The organism is Mycobacterium sp. pUA109 (genome assembly GCF_041287095.1).
Classification (GTDB): Bacteria; Actinomycetota; Actinomycetes; order Mycobacteriales; family Mycobacteriaceae; genus Mycobacterium.
The window spans coordinates 170344-193934 of the sequence record NZ_JBGGKS010000006.1 but is presented as its reverse complement, the minus strand read 5'-3'; the positions used below and the strand labels follow the sequence as shown (position 1 = coordinate 193934).

At 68.8% G+C, this 23591-nt stretch carries 25 protein-coding genes and 1 tRNA gene; 11 read left to right on the top strand and 15 right to left on the bottom strand.

The window, feature by feature from the left end; translation table 11 throughout:
• Positions 1 to 68: 68 nt before the first annotated feature.
• Genes ACAG26_RS09610 through ACAG26_RS09600 form a run of 3 tightly spaced genes read left to right on the top strand, consistent with a single transcriptional unit; the run spans position 69 to position 3471 of the window.
• A complete protein-coding gene (locus ACAG26_RS09610) occupies positions 69 to 1232 on the top strand; it encodes an NAD(P)/FAD-dependent oxidoreductase (protein WP_370481584.1) in 1164 nt (387 codons plus the stop codon).
• Positions 1233 to 2144 (top strand): RNA polymerase sigma-70 factor, encoded by a 912-nt coding sequence (locus ACAG26_RS09605; protein ID WP_370481582.1) that lies wholly within the window; start codon positions 1233 to 1235, stop codon positions 2142 to 2144.
• 58 nt (positions 2145 to 2202) lie between these two features.
• Positions 2203 to 3471 (top strand): aminodeoxychorismate synthase component I, encoded by a 1269-nt coding sequence (locus ACAG26_RS09600; RefSeq protein WP_370481581.1) that lies wholly within the window; start codon positions 2203 to 2205, stop codon positions 3469 to 3471.
• Positions 3472 to 3489: 18 nt separating this feature from the next.
• Here ACAG26_RS09600 and rsmI read toward each other — a convergent pair whose 3' ends face one another.
• Positions 3490 to 4326: a 16S rRNA (cytidine(1402)-2'-O)-methyltransferase gene (gene rsmI, locus ACAG26_RS09595; RefSeq protein WP_370481579.1), complete on the bottom strand. Its 837-nt coding sequence runs from the start codon at positions 4324 to 4326 to the stop codon at positions 3490 to 3492.
• A gap of 73 nt (positions 4327 to 4399) precedes the next feature.
• On the opposite strand from rsmI, the gene ACAG26_RS09590 reads away from it, so the two are divergent.
• The 3 genes from ACAG26_RS09590 to ACAG26_RS09580 all read left to right on the top strand — a co-directional run bounded on the left by ACAG26_RS09590 (position 4400) and on the right by ACAG26_RS09580 (position 7557).
• A complete protein-coding gene (locus ACAG26_RS09590) occupies positions 4400 to 5911 on the top strand; it encodes a dolichyl-phosphate-mannose--protein mannosyltransferase (RefSeq protein WP_370481680.1) in 1512 nt (503 codons plus the stop codon).
• A 111-nt stretch (positions 5912 to 6022) separates the two neighbouring features.
• The gene (locus tag ACAG26_RS09585; protein ID WP_370481577.1) at positions 6023 to 6883 is read left to right on the top strand and encodes a hypothetical protein; all 861 of its coding nucleotides are present in this window, start codon (positions 6023 to 6025) and stop codon (positions 6881 to 6883) included.
• 77 nt (positions 6884 to 6960) lie between these two features.
• Complete coding sequence (locus ACAG26_RS09580; protein ID WP_370481576.1) at positions 6961 to 7557, top strand: alpha-ketoglutarate-dependent dioxygenase AlkB; 597 nt, start codon at positions 6961 to 6963, stop codon at positions 7555 to 7557.
• A gap of 12 nt (positions 7558 to 7569) precedes the next feature.
• On the opposite strand, the gene ACAG26_RS09575 is transcribed toward ACAG26_RS09580, so the two are convergent.
• Genes ACAG26_RS09575 through ACAG26_RS09565 form a run of 3 tightly spaced genes read right to left on the bottom strand, consistent with a single transcriptional unit; the run spans position 7570 to position 9924 of the window.
• On the bottom strand, positions 7570 to 8235 hold the full coding sequence (locus ACAG26_RS09575) for a DUF5642 family protein (protein ID WP_370481574.1): 666 nt from the start codon (positions 8233 to 8235) through the stop codon (positions 7570 to 7572).
• 28 nt (positions 8236 to 8263) lie between these two features.
• Positions 8264 to 8935: a DUF5642 family protein gene (locus tag ACAG26_RS09570; protein WP_370481573.1), complete on the bottom strand. Its 672-nt coding sequence runs from the start codon at positions 8933 to 8935 to the stop codon at positions 8264 to 8266.
• On the bottom strand, positions 8932 to 9924 hold the full coding sequence (locus ACAG26_RS09565; RefSeq protein ID WP_370481572.1) for a GNAT family N-acetyltransferase: 993 nt from the start codon (positions 9922 to 9924) through the stop codon (positions 8932 to 8934). The genes ACAG26_RS09570 and ACAG26_RS09565 overlap by 4 nt, the downstream gene beginning before the upstream one ends.
• Before the next feature lie 143 nt (positions 9925 to 10067).
• Here ACAG26_RS09565 and gdhA point away from each other — a divergent pair, with 143 nt between their 5' ends.
• Positions 10068 to 11417, top strand: a complete 1350-nt coding sequence (gdhA, locus tag ACAG26_RS09560) for an NADP-specific glutamate dehydrogenase (protein ID WP_370481570.1) — start codon at positions 10068 to 10070, stop codon at positions 11415 to 11417.
• Positions 11418 to 11493: 76 nt separating this feature from the next.
• Here gdhA and ACAG26_RS09555 read toward each other — a convergent pair whose 3' ends face one another.
• The 3 genes from ACAG26_RS09555 to ACAG26_RS09545 form a co-directional block, all read right to left on the bottom strand.
• On the bottom strand, positions 11494 to 11853 hold the full coding sequence (locus ACAG26_RS09555; RefSeq protein ID WP_370481569.1) for a hypothetical protein: 360 nt from the start codon (positions 11851 to 11853) through the stop codon (positions 11494 to 11496).
• A gap of 90 nt (positions 11854 to 11943) precedes the next feature.
• On the bottom strand, positions 11944 to 12486 hold the full coding sequence (locus ACAG26_RS09550; protein ID WP_370481568.1) for a hypothetical protein: 543 nt from the start codon (positions 12484 to 12486) through the stop codon (positions 11944 to 11946).
• Between the two features lie 155 nt (positions 12487 to 12641).
• Positions 12642 to 13859 (bottom strand): cytochrome P450, encoded by a 1218-nt coding sequence (locus ACAG26_RS09545; RefSeq protein ID WP_370481567.1) that lies wholly within the window; start codon positions 13857 to 13859, stop codon positions 12642 to 12644.
• A 163-nt stretch (positions 13860 to 14022) separates the two neighbouring features.
• On the opposite strand from ACAG26_RS09545, the gene ACAG26_RS09540 reads away from it, so the two are divergent.
• Positions 14023 to 14571: a TetR/AcrR family transcriptional regulator gene (locus tag ACAG26_RS09540; RefSeq protein WP_370481566.1), complete on the top strand. Its 549-nt coding sequence runs from the start codon at positions 14023 to 14025 to the stop codon at positions 14569 to 14571.
• A gap of 160 nt (positions 14572 to 14731) precedes the next feature.
• On the opposite strand, the gene ACAG26_RS09535 is transcribed toward ACAG26_RS09540, so the two are convergent.
• The 5 genes from ACAG26_RS09535 to ACAG26_RS09515 form a co-directional block, all read right to left on the bottom strand.
• Positions 14732 to 14804: transfer RNA gene (locus ACAG26_RS09535), tRNA-Ala, on the bottom strand.
• A gap of 63 nt (positions 14805 to 14867) precedes the next feature.
• Entirely contained in the window at positions 14868 to 15914 is a 1047-nt protein-coding gene (gene glpR, locus ACAG26_RS09530) for a gephyrin-like molybdotransferase receptor GlpR (RefSeq protein ID WP_370481564.1), read from the bottom strand.
• A 314-nt stretch (positions 15915 to 16228) separates the two neighbouring features.
• A complete protein-coding gene (locus ACAG26_RS09525; protein ID WP_370481563.1) occupies positions 16229 to 16882 on the bottom strand; it encodes a GNAT family N-acetyltransferase in 654 nt (217 codons plus the stop codon).
• 15 nt (positions 16883 to 16897) lie between these two features.
• Positions 16898 to 18151, bottom strand: coding sequence for a gephyrin-like molybdotransferase Glp (gene glp / locus ACAG26_RS09520; protein WP_370481562.1), 1254 nt, complete (start codon positions 18149 to 18151; stop codon positions 16898 to 16900).
• 77 nt (positions 18152 to 18228) lie between these two features.
• Entirely contained in the window at positions 18229 to 19140 is a 912-nt protein-coding gene (locus tag ACAG26_RS09515) for a UTP--glucose-1-phosphate uridylyltransferase (protein WP_370481561.1), read from the bottom strand.
• Positions 19141 to 19216: 76 nt separating this feature from the next.
• Here ACAG26_RS09515 and ACAG26_RS09510 point away from each other — a divergent pair, with 76 nt between their 5' ends.
• The 3 genes from ACAG26_RS09510 to ACAG26_RS09500 all read left to right on the top strand — a co-directional run bounded on the left by ACAG26_RS09510 (position 19217) and on the right by ACAG26_RS09500 (position 20939).
• Positions 19217 to 19822, top strand: a complete 606-nt coding sequence (locus ACAG26_RS09510; protein ID WP_370481560.1) for a 5-formyltetrahydrofolate cyclo-ligase — start codon at positions 19217 to 19219, stop codon at positions 19820 to 19822.
• Between the two features lie 60 nt (positions 19823 to 19882).
• Positions 19883 to 20200 (top strand): FmdB family zinc ribbon protein, encoded by a 318-nt coding sequence (locus tag ACAG26_RS09505; protein ID WP_370481559.1) that lies wholly within the window; start codon positions 19883 to 19885, stop codon positions 20198 to 20200.
• A gap of 73 nt (positions 20201 to 20273) precedes the next feature.
• Positions 20274 to 20939, top strand: coding sequence for an SAF domain-containing protein (locus ACAG26_RS09500; protein WP_370481558.1), 666 nt, complete (start codon positions 20274 to 20276; stop codon positions 20937 to 20939).
• Here the strand turns inward: ACAG26_RS09500 and ACAG26_RS09495 are convergent.
• The 3 genes from ACAG26_RS09495 to ACAG26_RS09485 form a co-directional block, all read right to left on the bottom strand.
• Positions 20926 to 21387 (bottom strand): MscL family protein, encoded by a 462-nt coding sequence (locus ACAG26_RS09495; RefSeq protein ID WP_370481557.1) that lies wholly within the window; start codon positions 21385 to 21387, stop codon positions 20926 to 20928. The two genes, ACAG26_RS09500 and ACAG26_RS09495, sit on opposite strands and share 14 nt — an antisense overlap.
• Before the next feature lie 284 nt (positions 21388 to 21671).
• On the bottom strand, positions 21672 to 22214 hold the full coding sequence (locus ACAG26_RS09490) for a molybdenum cofactor biosynthesis protein B (protein WP_370481555.1): 543 nt from the start codon (positions 22212 to 22214) through the stop codon (positions 21672 to 21674).
• Positions 22214 to 23578, bottom strand: a complete 1365-nt coding sequence (locus ACAG26_RS09485) for a S1C family serine protease (RefSeq protein WP_370481552.1) — start codon at positions 23576 to 23578, stop codon at positions 22214 to 22216. The genes ACAG26_RS09490 and ACAG26_RS09485 overlap by 1 nt, the downstream gene beginning before the upstream one ends.
• Between the last annotated feature and the right edge of the window lie 13 nt (positions 23579 to 23591).

Genomic DNA, 23591 nt, shown 5'->3' with positions numbered 1-23591 from the left:
GTCACACGCTGTCACATCCGGTGTCTCCGCGGTGTCTTGAGGGCACCAGCTACAGGCAGGAGACAACCATGACCCGCACCCACGTCGTCGTCATCGGCGGCGGCTACGCCGGCACCTTGGCCGCCAACCACCTGCGGGTGCGGCCGGACATCGACGTCACCCTGGTCAACCCGCGGCCGGCGTTCGTCGAACGGATCCGGCTGCACCAGCACGTGGCCGGCACCTACCGGGCCACCGTCGATTACGGCACCCTGCTCGGCGACGGTGTCCAGTTGCTGGTCGACAAGGCCACCCGGATCAACGCCGCCGACCGGCGTGTCGACTTGGCCTCCGGTCGCGAGCTGACCTACGACTACCTCATCTACGCCGCCGGCAGCACCGGCGCGGTGCCGGCGAGCGTGCCCGGCGCCGCCGAATTCGCCTACCCGGTGGCCGAATTCGAGCCGGCGCAGCGGCTGCAGCACCGGCTCGACGAGGTGCCCCCGGATGCCCCAGTGACCGTGGTCGGCGGCGGCTTGACCGGCATCGAGACGTCCTCGGAGCTGGCCGAGCAGGGCCGGGCCGTGACGCTGGTGTGCGGTGGCGTGTTGGCGCCGTCGTTGTCGGCACCGGGCCGTCGCTCGGTGGCCAAGGCGCTGCGCCGGCTCGGCGTGGAGGTCCGTGAATCCGCCAAGGTCACCGAGGTGCGTCCCGATGCGGTGGTGCTGCAGGATGGCAGCATGCTGCCCAGCGCGGTGACGGTGTGGACGGCGGGCTTCGGTGTCCCGGATTTGGCCACCGCCAGCGGTCTGGCCACCGACCCGCTGGGCCGGCTGCTCACCGACGAGACGCTGACCAGCGTCGACAACCCGTGGATCGTGGCGGCCGGGGATGCCGCCGCCCCGTCGGGACAACCGCTGCGGATGAGCTGCCAGGCCGCCGGACCGATGGGCGCCCAAGCCGCCAACACCGTCGTGAGCCGCATCGCCGGCACCGAACCGGCCGCGCTGAACCAGGGATTCACCGGTCAGGCGCTCGCCCTGGGCCGCCACGCCGCCACCATCCAGTTCGCCCGCCTCGACGACACCCCGATCAACGCCTACCTCGGCGGGCGGCTGGGCGCGGCGCTCAAGGAAGCGGTCTGCAAGGCCACGGTGTGGTCGATTCGCCGGGCGGCGGCCAAACCGGCCTCGGTGTTCTGGGTCAAGGGTGGCCGGCGGCCGGTCCCGGCCGAACAGGACGAGATGGTGTAGATGACGACCGCGCCGAGCACCGCCGAGCACGCCGAACGGTTCACCGCGCTGCGGCGGCTGCTGTTCACCATCGCCTACGAAATCCTGGGTTCGGCAACCGAATCCGACGATGTGCTGCAGGACAGCTACCTGCGGTGGGCCGAGGTCGACCTCGCCGAGGTTCGCGACACCAAGTCGTATTTGGCCCAGCTGGTCACCCGCCAGGCGCTCAATGCGCTGCGGGCGGGTGCCCGGCGCCGCGAGGACTACATCGGGCCGTGGCTGCCCGAACCGCTGCTGCTCACCGAGCAGGACCCGTCGGCCGATGTGCTGCTGGCCGAATCGGTGTCGATGGCGATGCTGGTGCTGCTGGAGACGCTGAGCCCCGATGAACGCGCGGTGTTCGTGCTGCGCGAGGTGTTCGGCTTCGACTACGACGAGATCGCCGCCGCGGTAGGCAAATCCGTGGCGGCGTCCCGTCAGGTCGCGCATCGGGCCCGCGAACATGTGCGGGCCCGACGGCCACGGTTCACCCCGGTCGACCCGGACGAGAACGCGCGGATCACCGCGGAATTCATGGCCGCGGCGGCCAGCGGTGACGTGCAGGCCGTGATGGCCATGCTGGCCCCCGACGTGGTGTACACCGCCGACAGCGGCGGCAAGGCCAGCGCGGCCCGCCGGCCGGTGATCGGGGCCGACAAGGTCGCCCGCGGGCTTGTCGGGCTGGTCAGCAGGGGTTTGCAGCTGCCCGACGTCCGGGTGCAGATGGTGGTCTGCAACGCCGCCCCCGCGGTGCTGCTGTACCGCGCCGAGCGGTTGGAGGGGGTGTTCACCGTGGAGATCGTCGACGGGCTGATCACCAACTTCTACGCGATGCGCAACCCGGACAAGCTGGCCGCGCTGGCCGCCACCCGCGAGATCAGCCGCGCCTGAGGCCCCGTCCGCCACGGGGTCTTTTGCGTCTGCTCGCCGGACACCGCAAGCTAGGACGGTGCGAATCGAGCGGCTCGGCGCCTTAGGCGAGGCCGGCGAGGTGCTGCGCGCGGTCGGTGCGGTCACCACCCGGCTGCGGTTGCCGCCGCCGGCGGCGCTGACCGGCGACTGGTTCGGCGCGCGGGCGGTGATCGCCCCCAGCGTGGCGATCGAGCCCGTCGACCCCGCCGACGCGTTCGCCGTCGCACCCGGCGCCGACACCACCGCGGTCGGCGGCGGCTGGATCGGCTACCTGTCCTACCCGGACGCCGGTGCCGCGGGCCGGCCGGCCCGGATACCGCACGCCGCCGGCGGCTGGACCGACTGCGTGTTGCGCCGCGACGGCGACGGACAGTGGTGGTACGAAAGCCTGTCCGACACGCCGATGGAAGGTTGGCTGGCCGAGGCGTTGGCGACCCCGGCCCCGCCGCGGCACTGCCGGATCGACTGGGTCGACGCCGACCGCGACCGGCACCGGGCCGGGGTGCTGGACTGTCTGGAAGCCATTGGGGCCGGCGAGATCTACCAGGCTTGTGTGTGCACCCAGCTCACCGGGACCGTCCGCGGAGCCCCGCTGGACTTCTTCGCCGACGCGGTCGAGCGCACCGCACCGGCGCGGGCCGCGTTCCTCGCCGGCGCCTGGGGCGCGGTGGCGTCGTTGTCGCCGGAGTTGTTCCTGCGCCGCCGCGGCGACGTGGTGACCTCCAGCCCGATCAAGGGCACCTTGCCCCGGCACGCCAGCCCGTCGGCGCTGCGCGCCTCGACCAAGGACGTCGCCGAAAACATCATGATCGTGGACCTGGTGCGCAACGACCTGAGCCGGGTGGCGGTCACCGGGACGGTCAGTGTGCCCGAACTGTTAGCGGTGCGCCCGGCGCCCGGGGTGTGGCATCTGGTGTCGACGGTGACGGCGCGGGTGCCGGTGGCGGCGCCGATGTCGGCGCTGCTGGACGCCGCGTTCCCGCCGGCCTCGGTCACCGGGACACCGAAGCTGCGGGCCCGCCAACTGCTGGCGCACTGGGAGCCGCACCGACGCGGGGTGTATTGCGGCACCGTGGGGTTGGCGTCGCCGGTGGCCGGGTGTGAGCTCAACGTGGCGATTCGCACCGTCGAGTTCGACGCGGTCGGCGGCGCCGTGCTGGGGGTCGGCGGCGGTATCACCGCCGACTCCGACCCGGACGCCGAATGGCAGGAATGCCTGGATAAGGCCGCACCGGTCGTCGGGCTCAACGCGGAACCCGTTCACGCTGCGTCCACGGCGAGGGCTACTCGCACTTTGACGCCCTGAGCGCAGAGTCCAACGGCCTCAAGCCCGTGATCGCAGCACCGCGTCGTAGAGTTCGCGGCGGGACGGCGCACCCGGATGCGCGGCGATCACCTGCGCGCAGGCGTCCTTGACGCCGACGCCGTCGTCGGTCAACGCCGTCACCTCGGCGACCAGGGTCGCCACATCGGCCTTGGGCTCCGCCCCCGCCAACACCACGGTGATCTCCCCCAGCACGCCGGCGGCGGCCCAGTCCGCCAGCTCGCCCAGCGATCCGCGCACCACTTCCTCGTGCACCTTGGTCAGCTCGCGGCACACCACCGCGGCGCGCTGGGCGCCCAGCACCTCAACGGCGTCGCGCAGGCACGCCGGCAGCCGGCGCGGCGATTCGAAGAACACCGTGGTGCGCCGCTCCCCGGCCAGCGTCGCCAGCCACGCCCGACGGGCCGCGGCCTTGCGCGGGGCGAAGCCTTCGAAGCAGAACTTTTCCGCCGACAGCCCGGACACCGCCAGCGCGGTGGTCACCGCGGACGGGCCGGGTAGGCAGCTCACCGCCAGGCCGGCGGCCACACACGCCGTCACCAGCCGGTAGCCCGGATCGCTGATCAGCGGCATCCCGGCGTCGCTGACCACCAGCACCGTGGCCCCCGATTCGACGGCGGCCACCAGCGACGGCACCCGCCCGGCCTCGTTGGCGTCGAACAGGCTGACCAGTTGGCCGGCGATGCGGACCTCAAGCGCGGACGCCAGGGTCCGCACCCGCCGGGTGTCCTCGGCGGCCACCACGTCGGCGGAGCCCAGCGCGGCCGCCAGCCGCGGCGACGCGTCGGCGGGTTGACCCAGCGGGGTCGCGCCCAGCAACAGTCGACCGCCGCCCATGGCGCACAGCTTACGATCGTGGGTGATGACCGCCCCGCCCGCTGTAGCCCCTGCAGCCCCCGCCCCGGAGCGCGTGGTCCCCGTCATCAGCCCCGGCCCGTTGGTGCCGGTCCCGGATTTCGGGCCGGTCGACCGGCTCAACGGCTGGGTGATGACCGGGGGGATCGCCGCGCTGGCGGCGGTGACGCGGTTTATGAACCTGGGTTCGCCGACCGATGCCGGCACCCCGATCTTCGACGAAAAGCACTACGCGCCGCAGGCCTGGCAGATGCTGGGCAACCACGGGGTCGAGGACAACCCCGGCTTCGGTCTGGTGGTGCACCCCCCGGTCGGCAAACAACTCATCGCGGTCGGCGAGGCGATCTTCGGCTACACCGGGGTGGGCTGGCGGTTCACCGGCGCGCTGCTCGGCGTGGTCCTGGTGGCGCTGGTGGCGCGCATCGTGCGCCGGATCAGCCGCTCGACGCTGGTGGGCGCGATCGCCGGGCTGCTGCTCATCGCCGACAGCGTCAGCTTTGTCGCGGCCCGCACCGCGCTGCTGGACGGGTTTTTGACGTTCTTTGTGGTGGCCGCGTTCGGGGCGCTGATCGTGGACCGCGACCAGGTGCGGGAACGGATGCACACCGTGCTCACCGAGGGCCGCAGCGCCGACACGCCGTGGGGGCCGCGACTCGGGGTGCGCTGGTGGCGGTTCGGCGCCGGGGTGCTGCTCGGGTTGGCGTGCGCCACCAAATGGTCCGGCCTGTATTTCGTGCTGTTTTTCGGGCTGATGTCGCTGGCGTTCGACGTGGCGGCGCGCCGCCAATACCGGGTGCTGCGGCCGTGGCTGGGGACGCTGCGCCGCGACGTGGGCCCGACACTGTATGCGTTGCTGCTCATCCCGTTCGGGGTGTATCTGGCCTCGTATGCGCCGTGGTTCGCCTCCGAAACGGCGGTGGATCGTCACGAGATCGGCCACACCATCGGCCCGGACACCGCGTTCCCGCTGCCCGCCGCGGTGCGGTCGCTGTGGCACTACACGTATCAGGCCTATCACTTCCACGCCGGCCTGACGAATGCGGCGGGCAACTACCACCCGTGGGAGTCCAAGCCGTGGACCTGGCCGATGTCGCTGCGGCCGGTGCTGTACGCCATCGACCAGCAAAACGTGCCCGGCTGCGGGCCGCAGTCGTGTGTGAAAGCGGTGATGCTGGTCGGCACCCCGGCCATGTGGTGGCTGGCGGTGCCGGTGCTGTTGTACGCGACCTGGCGGACGGCGGTGCGCCGCGACTGGCGCTACGCGGCGATCCTGGTCGGCTACTGCGCCGGCTGGCTGCCCTGGTTCGCCGACATCGACCGGCAGATGTACTTCTTCTATGCGGTGGTCATGGCGCCGTTTTTGGTGATGGCGCTCGCGGTGATCCTCGGCGACATCCTCTACCAACCCGGCCAGGGCGCCGAGCGCCGCACCCTGGGGCTGATCGTGGTGTGCTGCTACATCGCGATGGTGCTGACCAACTTCGCCTGGCTGTTCCCGGTGCTCACCGGCCAGCCCATCTCCCAGAGCACCTGGAATATGGAGATCTGGCTGCCCAGCTGGCGATGACGTTGCCCCGATTGACGTCGAGATTGCGGCGTGGGCTGTGGATTCGGTGCTATCCACAGCCCTAGGTGCAACCGGAACACGTAAATCGCCGCCGGCCACCAGCATCGGGGCATGGCCGAGGCATTCATCGGGCGGGAGATGCTCGCTCGCGGCGCGCTCACCCGCGGCCAGTTGCGCTGGCACTACACCGCGATATTTCCCAATGTCTATGCCCCGCGGGCGTCGCCACCAACGCTGCGGCGCAATACCGTCGGTGCCTGGCTGTGGTCGGGCCGCAACGGGGTAATCGCCGGGCGGGCAGCGGCCGCCGTGCACGGCGCGCAGTGGGTGGAGACAACCACCCCGATCGAGATGATCTGGCGTAATGGCCGCCCACCGCCGGGAATTGTGGTGCGCAACGAACGGATAGCCGCCGACGAAATCGTCGACGTTGACGGGATGCTCGTGACCAGTCCTGCGCGGACCGCGCTGGATCTCGGACGGCATCTGCCGCGCGATGTCGCGGTCCGACACCTCGACGCACTGGCCCGCGCAACCGACGTGAAAGCCGATCACGCCCTGTTACTGGCCGAACGGTACCCGAAGGCGCGCGGGCTAGGACGGTCGCAGGTCGCGCTCGCCCTGATGGATGGGGGCGCCGAATCGCCGAAGGAGACATGGTTGCGGCTGCTCCTCATCGACGCCGGTCTGCCGCCGCCCAGGACACAAATACGGGTGACCGACGGGTTCAATGAGGCCGTCATCGATATGGGTTACGACGCGCCGATGGTCGGCCTCGATTACGACGGCCAGCACCACAGCAGCGACCGGGCGTGCTACGTGCACGGCATCGGCCGCGCTGAGCTGATCGAGAGCGCAGGCTGGATCGACATCCACGTGGTGCGCGAACACAGCCGACGCTTCATCCTGCATCGGGTCGCGCAGGCCTTTGCCCGCCGCGGCCATCCGGTGAAACTGCGCCTAGGGTCGTGAAATCGGCGCACCAGCAGCCCTGAACGCAATCTCAACGCGACAGCCAACTCGAACAGGCGTGCGATAAACTGGCCGACGTGGCGATACCGGTACAGGAGTCGCTGTTCGACGTCGCCGAACGAAGAGCGCTCGGCGACGGCGCCTGGCTCGACATTCGCTCCAACTGGGCAACCGAAGCCGACGAGCTGTTCGACGCCCTGCGATCGACGGTGCCGTGGCGGGCCGAGCGCCGCCAGATGTATGAGCGGATGCTCGATGTGCCGCGGCTGGTGAGCTTTCACGACCTGACCGTCGAAGCGGCCCCGCATCCGGCGTTGACCCTGCTGCGCCGCCGGCTCAACGACATCTACGCCGGTGAGCTGGGCGAGCCGTTCACCACCGCGGGGCTGTGCCTGTACCGGGATGGCTCCGACAGCGTCGCCTGGCACGGCGACACCATCGGCCGCAGCAGCACCGAGGACACCATGGTCGCGATCGTCAGCCTGGGCGCCACCCGCACGTTCGCGTTACGGCCCCGCGGCGGCGGACCGTCGTTGCGCCTGCCGCAGCAGCACGGCGATCTGCTGGTGATGGGCGGCTCCTGCCAGCGGACTTGGGAGCACGCGATTCCCAAGACGTCGAGGCGCACCGGTCCGCGGATCAGCATCCAGTTCCGGCCCCGCGACGTGCGCTGAGCTGCGGGAAACTCAGCTGCGGACCGCGGCCACCGCGTCGGTGAGCAGTTTCTTCGCCCGTTCGATGTCGACCTTGGCGGGGGGTTTGTTCGGCAGCACCAGCGGGTTGGCGGTGACGATCACCTGGTAGTCACCGAAGTGCGCGGAGTAGGTGTACAGTTCGCCGGCGCGGGTTTGCCCATTTTTGCCCACCGCCTTCACCACCCGGTGGACGCCAAGCGTGCGCACCCCGTCGATCTTCGGCGCGTCGACCGCCTGGATGACCCCGTTGACGTGGGCTTCGAAGAACTTGACCGTCTCGCAGCCCCGCCGCGGTTCGGTAACCGGGACCGGTTCGGATGTTTGCAGGGCGATGGTGATGAAGCGGTTGCCGTTTCCCTCGGCAGCGACCGCGGCCATGTTGCCCTGGGTGCCGTCGGGTAACTGCTGGCCGTTCGCGAACTTCGAACAGCTGGCGGGGTCGAACTTCACCCCCTCCGGCAGCTTGCGGTTGGACAGCATCTTGGGGTCGATGCCCGTCTTCCCGAAGTCCTTGACCTTGAACTCCGGGCCGAAACTGGATTTGACGGCGTTGACCTTGGTGATGTCGGCGGAGACCGACTCCGCTGATTTATCGGATCCGCAGGCGGCCAGCCAGCACGCACATCCGATCGCGAGTACAGCCTTCGGGTTCAGCATCGTGGTCAATCTACCCAACCGGTCGCGCTCAGCTCCGTAAAGCGGACACCGTTTTCTTCAGCAGGTCGGCGGCGAACCCCGCGCCCAGCGCCGGATGCGGGGCGCCGGGGTCGGCGACCACGGCGGTGAATGCGTAGTAGTCACCCAGGTAGGCGGTGAAAGTGTCTGCGCGGGACGTGATTTGGGTGCCGCCCTCGACGAAGGTACTGATCGCGCTGGCCAGGCCGACGGTGTCGGCGCCGTCGATGCGGGGCGGGTCGATCACCTGCACCCGGGCGGTGGTGCGCCCCTGGGTGATGGTCCAGTGCGGACACTCCCCCAGCCGGCCCCGATCCAGGGTCACCGGTCCGGTCGTCGACGCCGCGACCACCGCGTAGCTGAGCCCGCCCGGCCCGGAGCCCGACACCCCGCGGGCAGTTCCGGCCCGTTCGCCGAGCGGATCGGCCAATACCGCGCAGGGCGGCGGATCGGCCGTCCACGCCCCGTGCAGACCCCAGAGCGCGGCCGGTGACGACACCCCGGTGAGCCCGCCGACCTCGTAATCAGGCGGCATCGCGCCGCGGACCCGGCCGATATTGGCCGGGTTGATGTGCGACGACGGGGTGGCCCGGCCCGACGCCTCAGGCCCGTGTTGCGGCGGATGGCCACACCCGGCCATCAGCACCACCACCGCCGCAGCCAGTCGCGTTCTCCGCGTCACCCGAATGTCTGGATCACTTGGTGGGCAACGTCTTCGACCTGCTCGAGCAGCTGCTGGCCCAACGGCAGGTCGGCCAGGGGCGGCACGTCGATGACGGTGGTGACCACCCCGGGTTCGTCGCGCTGCCAGAACGCCCCGTGATGGTCCATGATGGCGCGCATCGGCAGGTTGTCGGACAGCACCCGCGCGGAGAACTTTCCCAACCCACCCACCCGGGCGGCGACGGCGAGCGCACCCATCAACAGGGTGCCGATACCGCGGCCCTGGTAGGCGTCACCGACGGTGAACGCGATCTCGGCGACGGTCGGGGCGTCCTCGTCGCGGACAAAGCGGGCGTCGGCCACCGGGGATCCGTCCAGGGTGGTCACCACCCAGACGAAGTGGTCGACGTAGTCGACCTCGGCCAGGTAGTGCATCAGCGCTGGGCTGGGGATCCGTGGTGTCATGAACCGGCGGTACAGCGTGTCGTTGGAGAACTGGACGTGCCCGTGCAGCGTTCGCTCCCGGTCCCCCGGCAGCACCGGGCGCAGCAGCAGTTCGCCGCCGTCGCGGTCCTGGATCGGGATCGGGGTGATGAACGCGGCCAGGCGCTGACGCACGGTGCGCACCAGCCGGTCCATGACCGCCGGGATGTGCACCAGCTCGGCGAACGCCTGGTCATCACCGATCCAGCCGGTCAGGGGCGTGGTGGTGCTGACGGTCGCGGTCCGCGGAATGTGGCGCAGCAACGCGATCTCGCCGACGATCATGCCGGCGGAGACCTCGTCCAGGGTCACGACGCCGTCCTCGCGGCGGTGTCTGACCTGCGCAGTTCCCGACGAGATCAGGAGAAACGAGACGGCCTGCTCGCCCTGCTGCATCAGCACCTGCCCGGTGGCGGCGCGAAGCGGCTGCAGCCGGGCGACCAGCGGTGCCAAGTCCTCGGCCGAACATCCCTGGAAAATGTCCATGGCCGCGAGTTCGTCGGCGCGCACCGTCAGTTCGGCCACCCATAGCCCCCAACCAGGTCGAGGTCGTCTGATTTAGGTTATGGCCCCGACCGCGGCGGGGCAATCGCCCCGGATCGGGCGTGGCGCGCGCTGGTCGTTAACCTCACCATGCGGAGCCGACACGTGTGAGGAAGAGGCGGGCCATGACCGGGTTGGACGGAAAACTGCACGATATCTACGACGAGGTGCTGCGCCGCAACCCCGGTGAAACCGAATTCCACCAGGCCGTGTACGAAGTGCTGAACAGCCTCGGGCCGGTGGTCGCCAAACATCCGCAGTACACCGATAGCGCGGTGATTCGCCGGATGTGCGAGCCGGAACGACAGATCATCTTTCGGGTGCCGTGGGTGGACGATCACGGTGCCGTGCAAATCAACCGGGGCTTCCGGGTGGAGTTCAACTCCGCGCTGGGCCCCTTCAAAGGCGGACTGCGCTTCCACCCCTCGGTGTACCTCGGGATCATCAAGTTCCTCGGTTTCGAGCAGATCTTCAAGAACTCGCTGACCGGTCTGCCCATCGGCGGCGGCAAGGGCGGTTCGGACTTCGACCCCAAGGGCCGCTCCGACGGGGAGATCATGCGGTTTTGCCAGTCGTTCATGACCGAGCTCTACCGCCACATCGGCGAATACACCGACGTCCCGGCCGGCGACATCGGAGTGGGCGGCCGCGAAATCGGCTACCTGTTCGGCCAGTACAAGCGGATCACCAACCGCTACGAGTCGGGGGTGTTGACCGGCAAGGGCCTGACCTGGGGCGGGTCGCAGGTCCGCACCGAGGCCACCGGGTACGGCGCGGTGTACTTCGTCGACGAGATCCTCAAAGCCGCGCACGATTCCTTCGACGGCAAGCGGGCGGTGGTGTCCGGGTCGGGCAACGTCGCGATATACGCGATCGAGAAGATCCATCAGCTCGGGGGCACCGTGGTGGCCTGCTCGGATTCTTCCGGTTACGTCGTCGACGACAAGGGCATCGACCTGGAGTTGCTCAAAGAGGTCAAAGAGCAGCGCCGGGAGCGGCTGCAGGCCTATGTCGACGGCCGCGGCGGCGCGGCGGACTTCGTCGCGGGCCGGTTGACCTGGGACGTCCCCTGCGACATCGCGGTGCCCAGCGCCACCCACAACGAACTCAACGCCGCCGACGCCGCCCGGCTGATCAAAAACGGCTGCCGCATCGTCGCCGAGGGCGCGAATATGCCGTGCACGCCCGACGCGGTCAAGGCGTTCGCCGAGGCGGGGGTCATCTTCGCTCCGGGCAAGGCGGCCAACGCCGGCGGGGTCGCCACCAGCGCACTGGAGATGCAGCAGAACGCATCCCGCGATTCGTGGACATTCGGCTACACCGAGCAGCGGTTGGCCGCCATCATGCACGGCATCCACGACCGCTGCCTGGCCACCGCCGAGGAGTACGGCGCGCCCGGCAATTACATCACCGGCGCCAACATCGCCGGGTTCACCCAGGTTGCCGACGCCATGCTGGCCCAGGGCCTGATCTGAGCATCGCCTCGTCTTTGGCCGTTGATTCTGCGCCTACCAGACAAAAGTTCGAGTAGAGCGCCTGGTCAGCGCAGAGTCAATCGAAGTTGTCCAGCCGAGCGGCGATGACCGCGGTCCATTCCGCGAGGTAACGCTCATCGGGGATCGCGGCGTGGGCCCGGTGGATAAGACCGGTCGTGAAGCGCATGCCGAGGATTCCGCTGACCCCGAGCGCCGCCAGCACGGCGCAATCATCCTGGGACAGCTGGCGTTTCCACGCCGACATCCAGTCGGCCAGTTCGGTGTTGAGCCCGTCGATGAGGGCGGCGTAGGCGGTGTCGAGCCGGGTCGAGCGCCCGGCCGGGGTGCGCGCGGCGATCTGCAGCAGCTCGATCTCCTCGTCGACGACGCCGAGCAAGTAGCGGGCGTCGCCCGAACCCAGCACCGAACTGGGCAAGCTGCACCACGCCTGGGTTCGCGAGCGCGGCCTGCCCGGCGCACTGGATCATCACGATCATCCGTGAGCCGCGGAATTCGACCGACACCGCTAACCGATGCCGAGGATCACCCGCAGCGCCTCGGCGTTGCCGATCGCGTCGTCGACCGGGTGATGGGTATGCGCGGTGCGACGCAACGACTTCCACGACGACTGGTCGGCCCACCGGCCGCGGGTACCCGCGAAGAAGTCGCCGATGCGCCTACTGGAATGCCCAAACAGCAGGCCCAGCCCCGCACCGTCGGTGAAACAGTTCAGCCACATCGCATCGAAGCCATTGTTGTCGCTGACCAGCGTGGGTCGGGCGACCTCGAAGCCACCGACCCAGGCCTGCAACGCGGCGGCGACGTCGCCCGAATGCTCGGCGCGCGGCGCGTCTTGGCCGTCGACCGCCCAGTACGGTTCGGCGATCGGAGCCCCGCCGGCGCCGAATTCCAGCACGGGTAGTCCGGCATGATCGTGACGCCACCGGTACAGATGCCCGTAGAAGGTGCGTCCACTGACGACGTGCACCGCCCCGAAACAGGGCATCACCCCGGTCATCGGCGTCGGGGCGGTCGCCTCCACATCCACCACGAACAGGTCCTCGTACACGAGCGCCCAGCCTACAGCTGCGGCGCCGTGTCCCCCGGCGACTCGGACGTGTCCTGTGTGACCAGCCGGTACCGGGGCCACAGGTCACCCGCGCCGTGGAATTTGGTGTCCGTGGTCGTCGGGCAGCGTCGGTGCGAACAGGCCGTAACGGGTCATCAGGAGACGGCGAGTTCGAGTCGTTCGAGTCGCCGAACGAGAAGACTGGGCAGCCAGCGGCCTGTCTCGGATGCCTCGATGTGCGATGTGCGTTTGAGGAGTTCGCCGATCACAATTGATGCTTCCAGGCGCGCGAGGGCAGCGCCGACACAGAAGTGCGCACCTTTGCCGAAGCTGATGTGCCCTTTGCCGCGAGGGCGATCAAGTCGAAACTCGTTGGCATCTTCGAAGTGTGAGGGGTCGCGATTGGCCGCCGCCCACAACAGCAGCAGCCGGTCTCCTGCGTGCAGGTCCACACCGCACAGGGTCGTGTCGTGCACCACGGTTCGGTAATGCTCACGGAACGGTGGTTCGAAACGAAGCACTTCCTCAAGGAAGATACCCAGGAGCTCAGGGTTCTCGCGTAGTTGTTGTTGAACATCTGAACGGCTCGCTAGAACATGCGCGGCGGACCCGATCAACGATGCGGTCGATTCTCCGCCGGCGGCGAATAGTGTCGCCATGATGTTTAGCGCGGTGAGGTCTCCCAGTTCGCCTGCGGCGCGGGCGATGGCAAGGTCACCAAGCAGGTTGTCCTGTGGATCGGCAGCAGCCCGGCGGAAGTGGTCGCTGATGTAAGCGGCCAGTTCCATGGTGGCGACCCAAGCACCATCCAGCTCTTCCTGGCCGACAAGTCCTTCGACGATTTTCGTAGCGGCAAACCCCCAACCAATCAGCCGATCAGCGTCATCGTCGGGAAGCCCGATCAGATTGCCAACGATCATCATCGGCAGACGATTTGCCATCGCCGACATCCACTCGATGGCACCGTCCTGCACGCCAACGTTCCACAGTTCGTCTGCGACATTGTGGATACGGCGCTCAAGGATTCTGATCCTTTTGGCGGCAAACTGAGGCACCAACAGCTTGCGGTGAACGGCATGAGCGGGGTCATCAGCTGTCGCGAGAGCTTGTATCTCGCCGCCGAGTTCACCCGCCACGAACGAGCCGACCTTGCCGTCTTGGTAGGTCATGACAGAGGTCAGATTCGAAGAGAAGTCTTCGGGACGGGCAACCGCGTCATTGATCGCATCCCAGGCGCACACCGCATGAAACCCCGAGTCACCAATCGAATGCACTGGCCCGCTCGCATGCATCCGCTGGTACAGCGGATAGGGATTCTGAATGAACTCGTCCTCGAACAATTCGAGGCCGAGCTGATCGCTTTGCACCGTCATGCCCCAAGGCTGATCGCCAGCCATCGACCCGTCAACGAGTCGTGGGCAAGTTGAAAGACACAGCTCGGACGAGGTTCGGCGTCCCTTCTCACGCCGAGCTTCGTACCTGCACAGATCATGAGAATTATGGCGGTGGTTCTCTCACGATGAGATAATCGACCTCGTGGCTCGCGACGATTGGCTGCTAGGCGCAAGTCGCCAGCAAGCAGCATCCGAACGCATCTATGCCGCCGCCACCGATCTCATCGCCCGCAAAGGGCTGGAAGCGTTCAGCATCGACACGTTGGCCGCCCGCGTTCATTGCTCACCCGCGACGATCTATCGCCACGTCGGAGGCAAGGCCAACATCCGCGACGAGGTGCTGATCCGCGCCGGCAGCCGGATCGTCGACACAGTTCGGCGCGAAGTTGAGAACCTCAGCGGTCCCGATCGAGTCGTCACCGCGATCACCACCGCCTTGGCTGAAATCCGCTCCCATCCGCTCGGTCAACTGATGTTTAACTCGATACGCGCACAGGAAATGGCCTGGCTTAAAGGCTCCGCGATCGTGGCGGGATTCGCGACGGAACTCAACGGACTCAGCAATGACGACGAGCAGGCCGTGCACTGGATCCTTCGCGTCGTCATGTCGCTGATGTATTGGCCCGCTGATGATGCAGTGACCGAGCGTCAGATTGTGGAGCGCTTCGTCGCGCCCGCGTTCAGGCCGTAACCGCGGCGAGTGCGCGCTAGACCGTCGCTCGACTCACTTCAGCGCTGTCGCAATGGTGCCAGCCGACGCACCGGAAAGACCCTGCCCCGCGCCAGACGCGCCTCGCGGACCGCTGCAAACGCCTACTGAGCCAAATAGCCTTGACCTGCACAAACTGAAGTGGAGCTAAGGGGAATCGAACCCCTGACCTACTCGATGCGAACGAGTCGCGCTACCAACTGCGCCATAGCCCCTGGCCGCTAGCAGGTTACCAGCCACCGCCCGGTGACCAGAAACCGAACACGGTTTGCGACGGGCTACTGGCCGGCCGCGCGCGGGAGGTCGGTGCGCCAGTCGTAATCGCGCGCATACGAGGCGTAGGCGAGATGCTCGAAGGCCGGGTCCTCGTCGTCGATCTCGAGCACCGCGGCGCCGGGCCGGCGCAACCGGGACGGGACCACGTCGAATTCGCGGTCGTGCGTGTTTTCCACGCCGAGCCGCGACCGTGCCATCCGCTGCATGCGCCGGCGCCGCACCCGCTCTTCGATGCGGGTCTGGCGACGCAGGTAGGCCAGGTAGAGCACGGTCACCCCGGCGGCGCTGCCGCACAGCCACCACGCACTGGGCGCCACGGTGAAGGCCGCCGCGGCCGAGGCCACCAGCACCAGCGCCATGGCCATCAGCATCCGCTTGCGGAACTTGTACTTGCGCGCGCTGACGGCGGCGGCGGTTTTGGAGTCGTAGCGCCGGCGCCGCGACGCCCCCGACGACGGCGCCCGGGTCGCCGTGGTGGGCGGGTCGGCCTCGGCTTCCAGCCCCGAAGTATCTTCGACGTACTCGTATTCGTCGGCGTCGGCCTCATCGACGTCGTCGTCGCCGTCCCAGCCGGCCTCTTCGTCGTCGTCGAGGTCTTCGGTCTCGTACTCCGCCTCGTCGGTAAGCGGGTCCTCGGCCACCGGCTGCGCGGGGTCATCGGCGTCGGTCGCCTCCGCGCTGGCCCCCACCGGCAGCGCCCCGGAATCCTCTTCGACCACCTCGACGTCGAGGTAATCCGGCTCGGCGTCGTCAACCTCGGCCGCGTGCACGGCCACCGCCTGCGACGGGGCCTCGGTTTCGGCGTCGTCGAGCTCGTCGTCGGCGTGGTCTTGCTCGGGCTGCCAATCGGGGTCACTGCGATGACCGGCGGCCGGGCCGCCGCGTTTGAGCAGCCGGGCGGCGCTGCCGCTGTTGAGCACCCGCGTCGCCAAGGCGACATCGCTGGTACGGCGGACGGCCTCGCGCTTGCTGATCAGCATGGGCACCAGCACGAAGAGCCAAAGCACTACCAGTGATATCCAGAGCAACGATTGGGGGATGCTGGGCATGGTGGCCTGCTCCTTTCCTAGCCAAGGCTAGGTGTGCGACCAGCGCGTCCGCGGCCGACGCGCCGAGTACGATTACATGTCTGTAATTTACTCCAGCAAAGCCCCAATAGCCACAATTGCCACACTAGTAACACCGAAATTCTCGCGAGGGGCGTTCGGTGCCCCGCGACTGCGCTCGGGGCATCGAGCCTGCAGCTACGGCGCCGAGCCTGTAACCAGAGCGTCTTTCAGCCGAAAAACACGCTCTCAGTACAGGCTCGAAGCCGTGAGCGCAGCCTCGAGCCATGACCGCAGGCTCGACGGCCCAAAACGATTCACACCCAGCTGGCCTGGCCGTTTCGCACCAGCCGCGAGGTCACCGAGCCGGCGACCTCCTCGACGGTCAGGCCCACCAACAGGTGGTCACGCCAGCCCCCGTCGACGTCGAGGTAGCGCCGCAGCAAGCCCTCTTCCCGGAAACCGACCTTGGCCAGCACCGCCCGGCTGGCCGCGTTCTCCGGACGCACGGTGGCTTCCACCCGATGCAGTTTCACCGACCCGAAGCAGTGGTCGAGGCCCAACGCCAACGCCCCGGTGGCCACGCCGCCGCCGGTGGCGGCACTGGACACCCAGTAGCCGATCCACGCCGACCGCAACGCCCCGTGGGTGACGTTGCCGATCGTCAACTGGCCGCAGAACTGGCCGTCCAGCTCGATGGTGAACGGCAGCATGCGGCCCTTGCGGGCCTCCGCACGCAGGCTGGAACACACCGTGGGCCACGCCGAAAGCGCGTGCCGCAGATTCCAATTCACCTCCGCGGTGGGCTCCCACGGCTCCAGGTAGGCCCGGTCGGCCAGCCGGATCCGGCTCCAGTGCGCGCCGTCGCGCATCCGCACCGGCCGCAGCCGGATCACCCCGGCCGCCACCCGTAGCGGCCCCAGCACCTTCGGCCAACCCGGATGCTGGGAGGTGGAGCGCCACAAGTTCACGAGCGTGTACGCCGCTCAGCCGCGCTGAGCCAAAAAGGCGACGTCGATGAGTTCACCGGTCGGAATCTGCTCGGCCTCCTCGGGCACCACCACCAGACAGTTCGCTTCGGCCAGGGTGGCCAGCAGGTGCGAGGACGCACCCGGGGCCCCGCCCAGCGCCTGCACCAGGTATTCGTCGGTGTCTTGATCCCGCATCAGCTGGCCCCGCAGGTAGCCCTTGCGTCCGACCACCGAGCTGATCGGCGACAGGGTGCGGGCCGGCACCACCCGGCGCATCGGCTGCCGCTTGCCCAGCGACAACCGGATCAGCGGCCGGACCATCACCTCGAACACCACCAGCGCGCTGACCGGGTTGGCCGGCAGCAGGAACGTCGGCACCCCGTCCGACCCCAGCTGACCGAAACCTTGCACGGAGCCCGGATGCATGGCGATCCGGGCGACCTCCATCTCGCCGAGTTCGGACAGCACCGCGCGCACCGCCTCGGCGGCCGCCCCCCCGACCGCGCCGGCGATCACCACGATCTCGGCCCGGTTCAGCTGACCCTCGACCACTTCGCGTAGTTCGGTGGGGTCGCTGCTGACGATGCCGACCCGGTTCACCTCGGCACCGGCGTCGCGGCCGGCGGCCGCCAACGCATAGGAGTTGACGTCATACACCTGGCCGTTGCCCGGGGTGCGGGCGATGTCGACCAGCTCGCCCCCCACCGACATCACCGACAGCCGCGGCCGCGGATGCACCAGCACCCGTTCGCGGCCCACCGCGGCCAGCAGCCCCACCTGCGCGGCGCCGATAATCGTCCCGGACCGCACCGCGACGTCGCCGGGCTGCACATCGTCGCCGGTGCGACGGACATAGGCGCCCGAGCGCACCCCGCGCAGCACCCGCACCCGGTTCTGTCCGCCGTCGGTCCAGCGCAGCGGCAACACCGCGTCGGCCAGCGTCGGCATCGGGGCCCCGGTCTGGACCCGCGCGGCCTGGCGCGGCTGCAACCGGCTGGGGGTGCGCGCCCCGGCCTCGATGGTTCCCATCACCGGCAGGCTGACCTCGCCGGACGCCGTCCCGGCCTCGTCATCGTGGACGTCGAGCACGTCGACGCTGCGCACCGCGTAGCCGTCGATCGCGGCCTGGTCAAAGCCCGGCATCGGCTGCTCGGTGACGACTTCTTCCGCGCACATCAGGCCCTGCGCTTCGGCGATCGCAACCTGGATCGGTCTTGGCGCCACCGCAGCCGCCGTCACCCGAGCCTGCTGCTCCTCCACCGAACGCAACGCGCGCCTTTCTGCCGTCGAGCGGTTACCGCCGAACTTCCAGTGCCCGGCGTCGGCCCGATCCGATTGCCCGGTGACTAATCTTCGGTCAGGCCCAATCGCGCCACCAACCACCGCCGCAATTCCGGGCCGTAGTCGTCACGATCCAAGGCAAAGTCAACCGCAGCCTTGAGGTAGCCGCCGGGATTTCCCAGATCGTGTCGAGACCCGCGGTGCACGACGACGTGGACCGGGTGGCCTTCGGAGATCAGCAGCGCGATCGCGTCGGTGATTTGCACTTCGCCGCCGGCACCGCGGTCGATGCGGCGCAACGCATCGAAGACGGCCCGGTCGAGCACATAACGCCCGGCGGCGGCGTACAGCGACGGCGCATCCTCGGCCTTGGGTTTCTCCACCATGCCGACGACCTTGAGCACGTCCGGGTTGTCGCTGTCGGGCACCGGTTCGACAGCGAAGACGCCGTAGGCGCTGACCTCCTCGGGCGTGACCTCGATGGCGCACAACACGGTGCCGCCGCGGCTGGCCCGCACCTTCGACATGGTCTCCAGCACCCCGGTCGGCAGCACCAGGTCGTCGGGCAGCAGCACCGCGACCGCGTCCTCGTCGTCGCCCAGGGTGGGCTCCACGCAGCCGATGGCGTGGCCCAGCCCCAGCGGCTCGGCCTGCACCACCGACTCGACCTTGATCAGCTCGGGCGCCCGGCGCACCTTGGCCAGCATGGCCTTCTTGCCGCGCGCCTCCAGCGTGCCTTCCAGCACCAGGTCTTCGACGAAGTGGGCGACGACGCTGTCTTTGCCCTCGGAGGTGACGATCACCAACCGCTCGGCACCGGCATCGGCGGCCTCGGCGGCCACCAACTCGATACCGGGGGTGTCGACCACCGGCAGCAGCTCCTTGGGCACCGTCTTGGTGGCGGGCAAAAATCGGGTGCCCAGACCGGCCGCGGGCACGATCGCCGTGCGCGGAACCGGAAGCTGTGATCCAGACATCGTTCACACGATAACGGCATCGGCCTGCGCATTGGGGTGTGGCAGCGGGAAAGTCCGTCCTGGCATCGTGGAGGCCATGGGCACCGCAGGCAAGGCCGCGCTGCGCAGCCGGCTGCTGCAGGCCCGCCGCGCGGTTGCCGACGACGTGCGTGCCGCCGAAGCGCAGGCACTCACCGAACACCTCGCCGCGCTGACGACCAGCACCGGCACCGTCTGCGCCTACGTGCCGGTGGGCGCCGAACCGGGCGCGATCGGCATGCTGGACGCGTTGCTGCGTCGCGACCTGCGGGTGCTGCTGCCGGTTGCCCGCACCACCGGCGACGACGTTCCGCTGCCGCTGCGGTGGGGCGAGTACCGGCCGGGGCGGCTGGTGACCGCGCGGTTCGGCCTGCTCGAACCGCCCGAGCCGTGGCTGCCGGCGTCGGCACTTAGGCAGGCGGGGGTGGTGCTGGTGCCGGCGCTGGCCGTCGACCGCCGCGGGGTGCGGCTGGGCCGCGGCGGCGGCTTCTATGACCGCTCCCTGGCGCTGGCCGCGCCCGATGCGCCGCGGATCGCGGTGGTGCGCGATGAGGAGGTGCTCGACGAGCTGCCGTGCGAGCCGCACGATGTGCGGATGACCCACGCGCTGACCCCCGGCGCGGGCGTGACCTCGCTCGGCGCGGGAATGACACGCGCCACATAGCGGTTCTAGCACTTAGCACTGTAGAGTGCTAACAACTCTGCGCACATCCCGGAGGTTTCTGTGCCGACTTATAGCTATGCGTGTACCGCGTGCGGCAACCGCTTCGACGCGGTGCAGGCGTTCACCGACGATGCGTTGACCACCTGCGAGAAGTGCTCGGGTCGACTCCGCAAGCTGTTCGGGTCGGTCGGTGTGGTGTTCAAGGGCACCGGTTTCTACCGCACCGACAGCCGCGAGTCGACGAAGAGCACCATCAACGGCTCCGCCAAGAGCAGCTCGGAGTCCAGCTCCAGCGACAAGTCCACGTCCACCGAGAAGTCGAGCACAGCGACCGCCAGCTCCTCCCCCGCACCGTCCACTGCGGCCGCCTCGAGCTAAAACGGCGCTCCTTATCCACAGCCCGCGCGCTACGACGCAGGCGCCCGGGTAGGTTGCTGCCTACCGTGGCGGCATGGGCGAATCGCTCAACCCCACCCTGACCAGCCGGCTCGCGCTGTGGCTGCACCCCGATTGGGCCCGCACCGTGCTGGCCCGCCGGGTCGCCGCCGGCGGACTGGTCGTGTTGGCCGGAATCGCGGCGTTGCGCTCCGATCCCGACGCCGACCGCGCCCCGGTGCTGGTCGCGGCGCACGACCTGCAGCCGGGCACGGCGTTGACCACCGACGATGTCCGGCTCGAGCCGCGGCCGACCACGACGATCCCGGACGGGGCGCAAACCAGCCTGGGTGCGGTGGCCGGTGCGACGGTGGCGGGCGCGACGCGGCGCGGGGAGGTGCTCACCGATGTCCGGTTGCTGGGGGCGCGGCTGGCCGAGTCAACGGCCGGGCCCGACGCCCGGATCGTGCCGGTGCATCCAGCCGACGCCGGGCTGATCGATCTGCTTCGCCCCGGCGACGTGGTCGACATCCTGGCCGCCGCCCCCGAGGCCCCGGGCGCCGCCTCACCCGGCGGGGCTGCCCCGAAGCTGGTGGCCAGCAATGCGGTGGTGGTCCTGGTGTCGGCCAAACAGCCGGGTCAATCCGAGGACCGGGTGGTGCTGGTAGCGCTGCCGGTCAGCGCCGCCAACGCCGTCGCCGGGGCCGCGCTGACGCAGACGGTGACGTTCACCCTGCACTAGGCGAGCTGACCTGCAGGCTGCCGCAGTGCTTGCATTTGCGGGCCGCCAGCGGCAGATCGTCGGACAGGCACTCCTCGCAGGTCTTGGTGGACGGGGCCGGCTCGTCGTCGCCGAACACGGTGATCCCGCGACGCGCCTGGATGTGCTTGTAGGGCAGCACGATCAGGAAATAAACCACCGCCATGAAAACAACGAAGTAGATGATGGCCGAGATCACTGTCCCGAAGTCGATAAACGTCGCCTCGTTACCGGATTTGAGCTGCACCCCCAACCCGAGCTTTCCGCTGCCGGGCTGAGCGGCCGCCACCAGCGGGGTGATAACGCTGTCGGTAAAGGCCTTCACCAGGTTCGAGAAAGCCGTCGCGACGACCAGACCGACGGCCACGGTGATCACGTCATCGCGCATCAAGAAATTCTTGAACCCCTTGAGCATGAACGCCCCTTTCATAAGCCGTTCCGTTGGCACCACTTCTGGGGCGACGTGACTTCGCCCAGGAAAACCGTATGCGCAGCTGCGCACAATCGCGCGTTTTCGGCGAGATTGCCGATGAAGTGGGAATCGAACGTTAACCGGGCCGTGACCTCGACAATGCCCGGTGTAGGGCCCTGATCAGCCGTGATGCGGTGGCACGTTATCCCGCAGCCACCGCTCGCGCTCCTCGATGTCGCGCGCGGTGTCCGGGTCGCGCTCGTCGGCCGATGCGGCCGGAAATTCGGTGTCGAACACCGGGTTCAGATCTCCAAACTCGATAATTGGCCAATGATCTGGGTGGCCAGCGGATTCAGGGTCGCCATTCCGTCACGGACGGCATAACGGGAACCGGCGAGATTGACCACCAGCGTGCTCCCCGATATTCCGGCCAGCCCGCGTGACAAACCGGCGTCGACGATCCCCGCCGATAGCCCCGAGGCCCGCAGCGCTTCGGAAATACCGAGGATTTCCCGGTCCAGAATCTCGCGGGTGGCTTCGGGGGTGACGTCGCGGGGCGTCACTCCGGTACCGCCCACCGACACCACCAGGTCCACCCCGCCGATCACCGCGGTGTTCAGCGCATTGCGGATCTCGACCTCGTCGGCGGCCACGGCCACCACGCCGTCCACTAAAAACCCGGCCTCGGCAAGCAACTCGGTCACCAACGGCCCACTGTGATCCTCATCGCCGTGCGCGGTGCGGTCGTCGACCACGACGACGAGGGCCCTGCCGACCATGTCCCCTGCCTCTTCCATGGATGCCACCGTATCTGCAGGCACGGACCGCGGCCCGCCGACTCCCATCACTGCTCCGCCGTACCCAGCACGACCTGCACGGTTTTGCTGTCCCCGCCCGGCTCCAGGTACGTCAGCGTCACCGTTTCACCGGGCGCCTTGGACCGCACGGCGGCGACCAACGCGTCGGCGCCGCCGATCGGGCGGTCGTCGAGCTTGGTGACGGTGACGCCGTCGGGCAACCCCGCCTTGGCCGCGGCCTGCCCGGCAACCACCTCGACGATCTTCGCACCGTGGGCGGTGCGATCGCTGGTGACCCGCACCCCCAGCGAGGCGTGGGTCGCGGTGTGGCTGGGGCTGTTGATCAACTCGTCGGCGATGCGCTTGGCCTGATCCACCGGGATGGCGAAGCCCAGCCCGATCGAGCCGCTTTGCGCCTCGGCCGAATCACCGCCCAGGGTGGCGATCGCCGAGTTGATGCCGACCAGATCGCCGTTCATGTTGACCAACGCGCCACCGGAGTTACCCGGGTTGATCGCGGCGTCGGTCTGGATGGCGTCCAGAACGGTGTTCTGGTTCCCCGCCTCACCGCTGGTCGAGACCGGCCGGTTGAGCGCGCTGACGATCCCGGTGGTGACGGTGCCCTCCAGTCCCAGCGGGGACCCGACGGCCACCACGTCCTGGCCGACCCGCAGATTCGCCGAGGCGCCCAGCGAGATCGGGGTCAGGTTGGACACCCCGTCGACGTGGACGACGGCGATGTCGCTGGCCGGGTCGGCCCCGACCACGGTGAACGATGCGGTACGTCCATCGGCGAAGGTCACGGTGGTTTTCGGACCGTCCGGGCCGGGATGATCGGTTTTGGCGGCGGCCGCGACGACGTGGTTGTTGGTCAGGATCAGCCCGTCGGTGGACCAGATGATGCCCGAGCCCTCCTCGGACTGGCGACCCAGGTCGGTTTCCAGCATCACCACGCTGGGCACCACCTTGGCGGCGACCTTCTCCACCGTGCCCTCGGGCAGGCTCGCGGCGGCCGGCTGACCCGGCGTGTTGCCGGGTGCCGTCACCGACGGGGCGCCGACCACGGTCTGCCGGTCCGGATGCATCACCGTCGCAACGGTTCCGCCGATACCGGCCGACACCACCGCGATGGCTACCGCGCCGGTCATCAATAACCCTGTCCGGGAACGCTTTTGCGGCATCGGCCGGAAATCGGCCGGGGGGCGGTCAAATCCGGGCGGAGCGCCCCGATAGCCGTCGTACGGCGGGCGCGGCAGTTGCCGTTGTTGCTGCTGCGCGTAGCGCCAGTCGTACGGGTGGGACAGCGTCTGGTGCGGAATCTGCCCGGTGTGCTCGGGTGACGGCATCACCGGGGCCGACCCCGTGTGGTGCTCCGGCTGCGGCGGTGGCGAATACCGTGGGTGATTCGTCATGTCGCTACGTCAC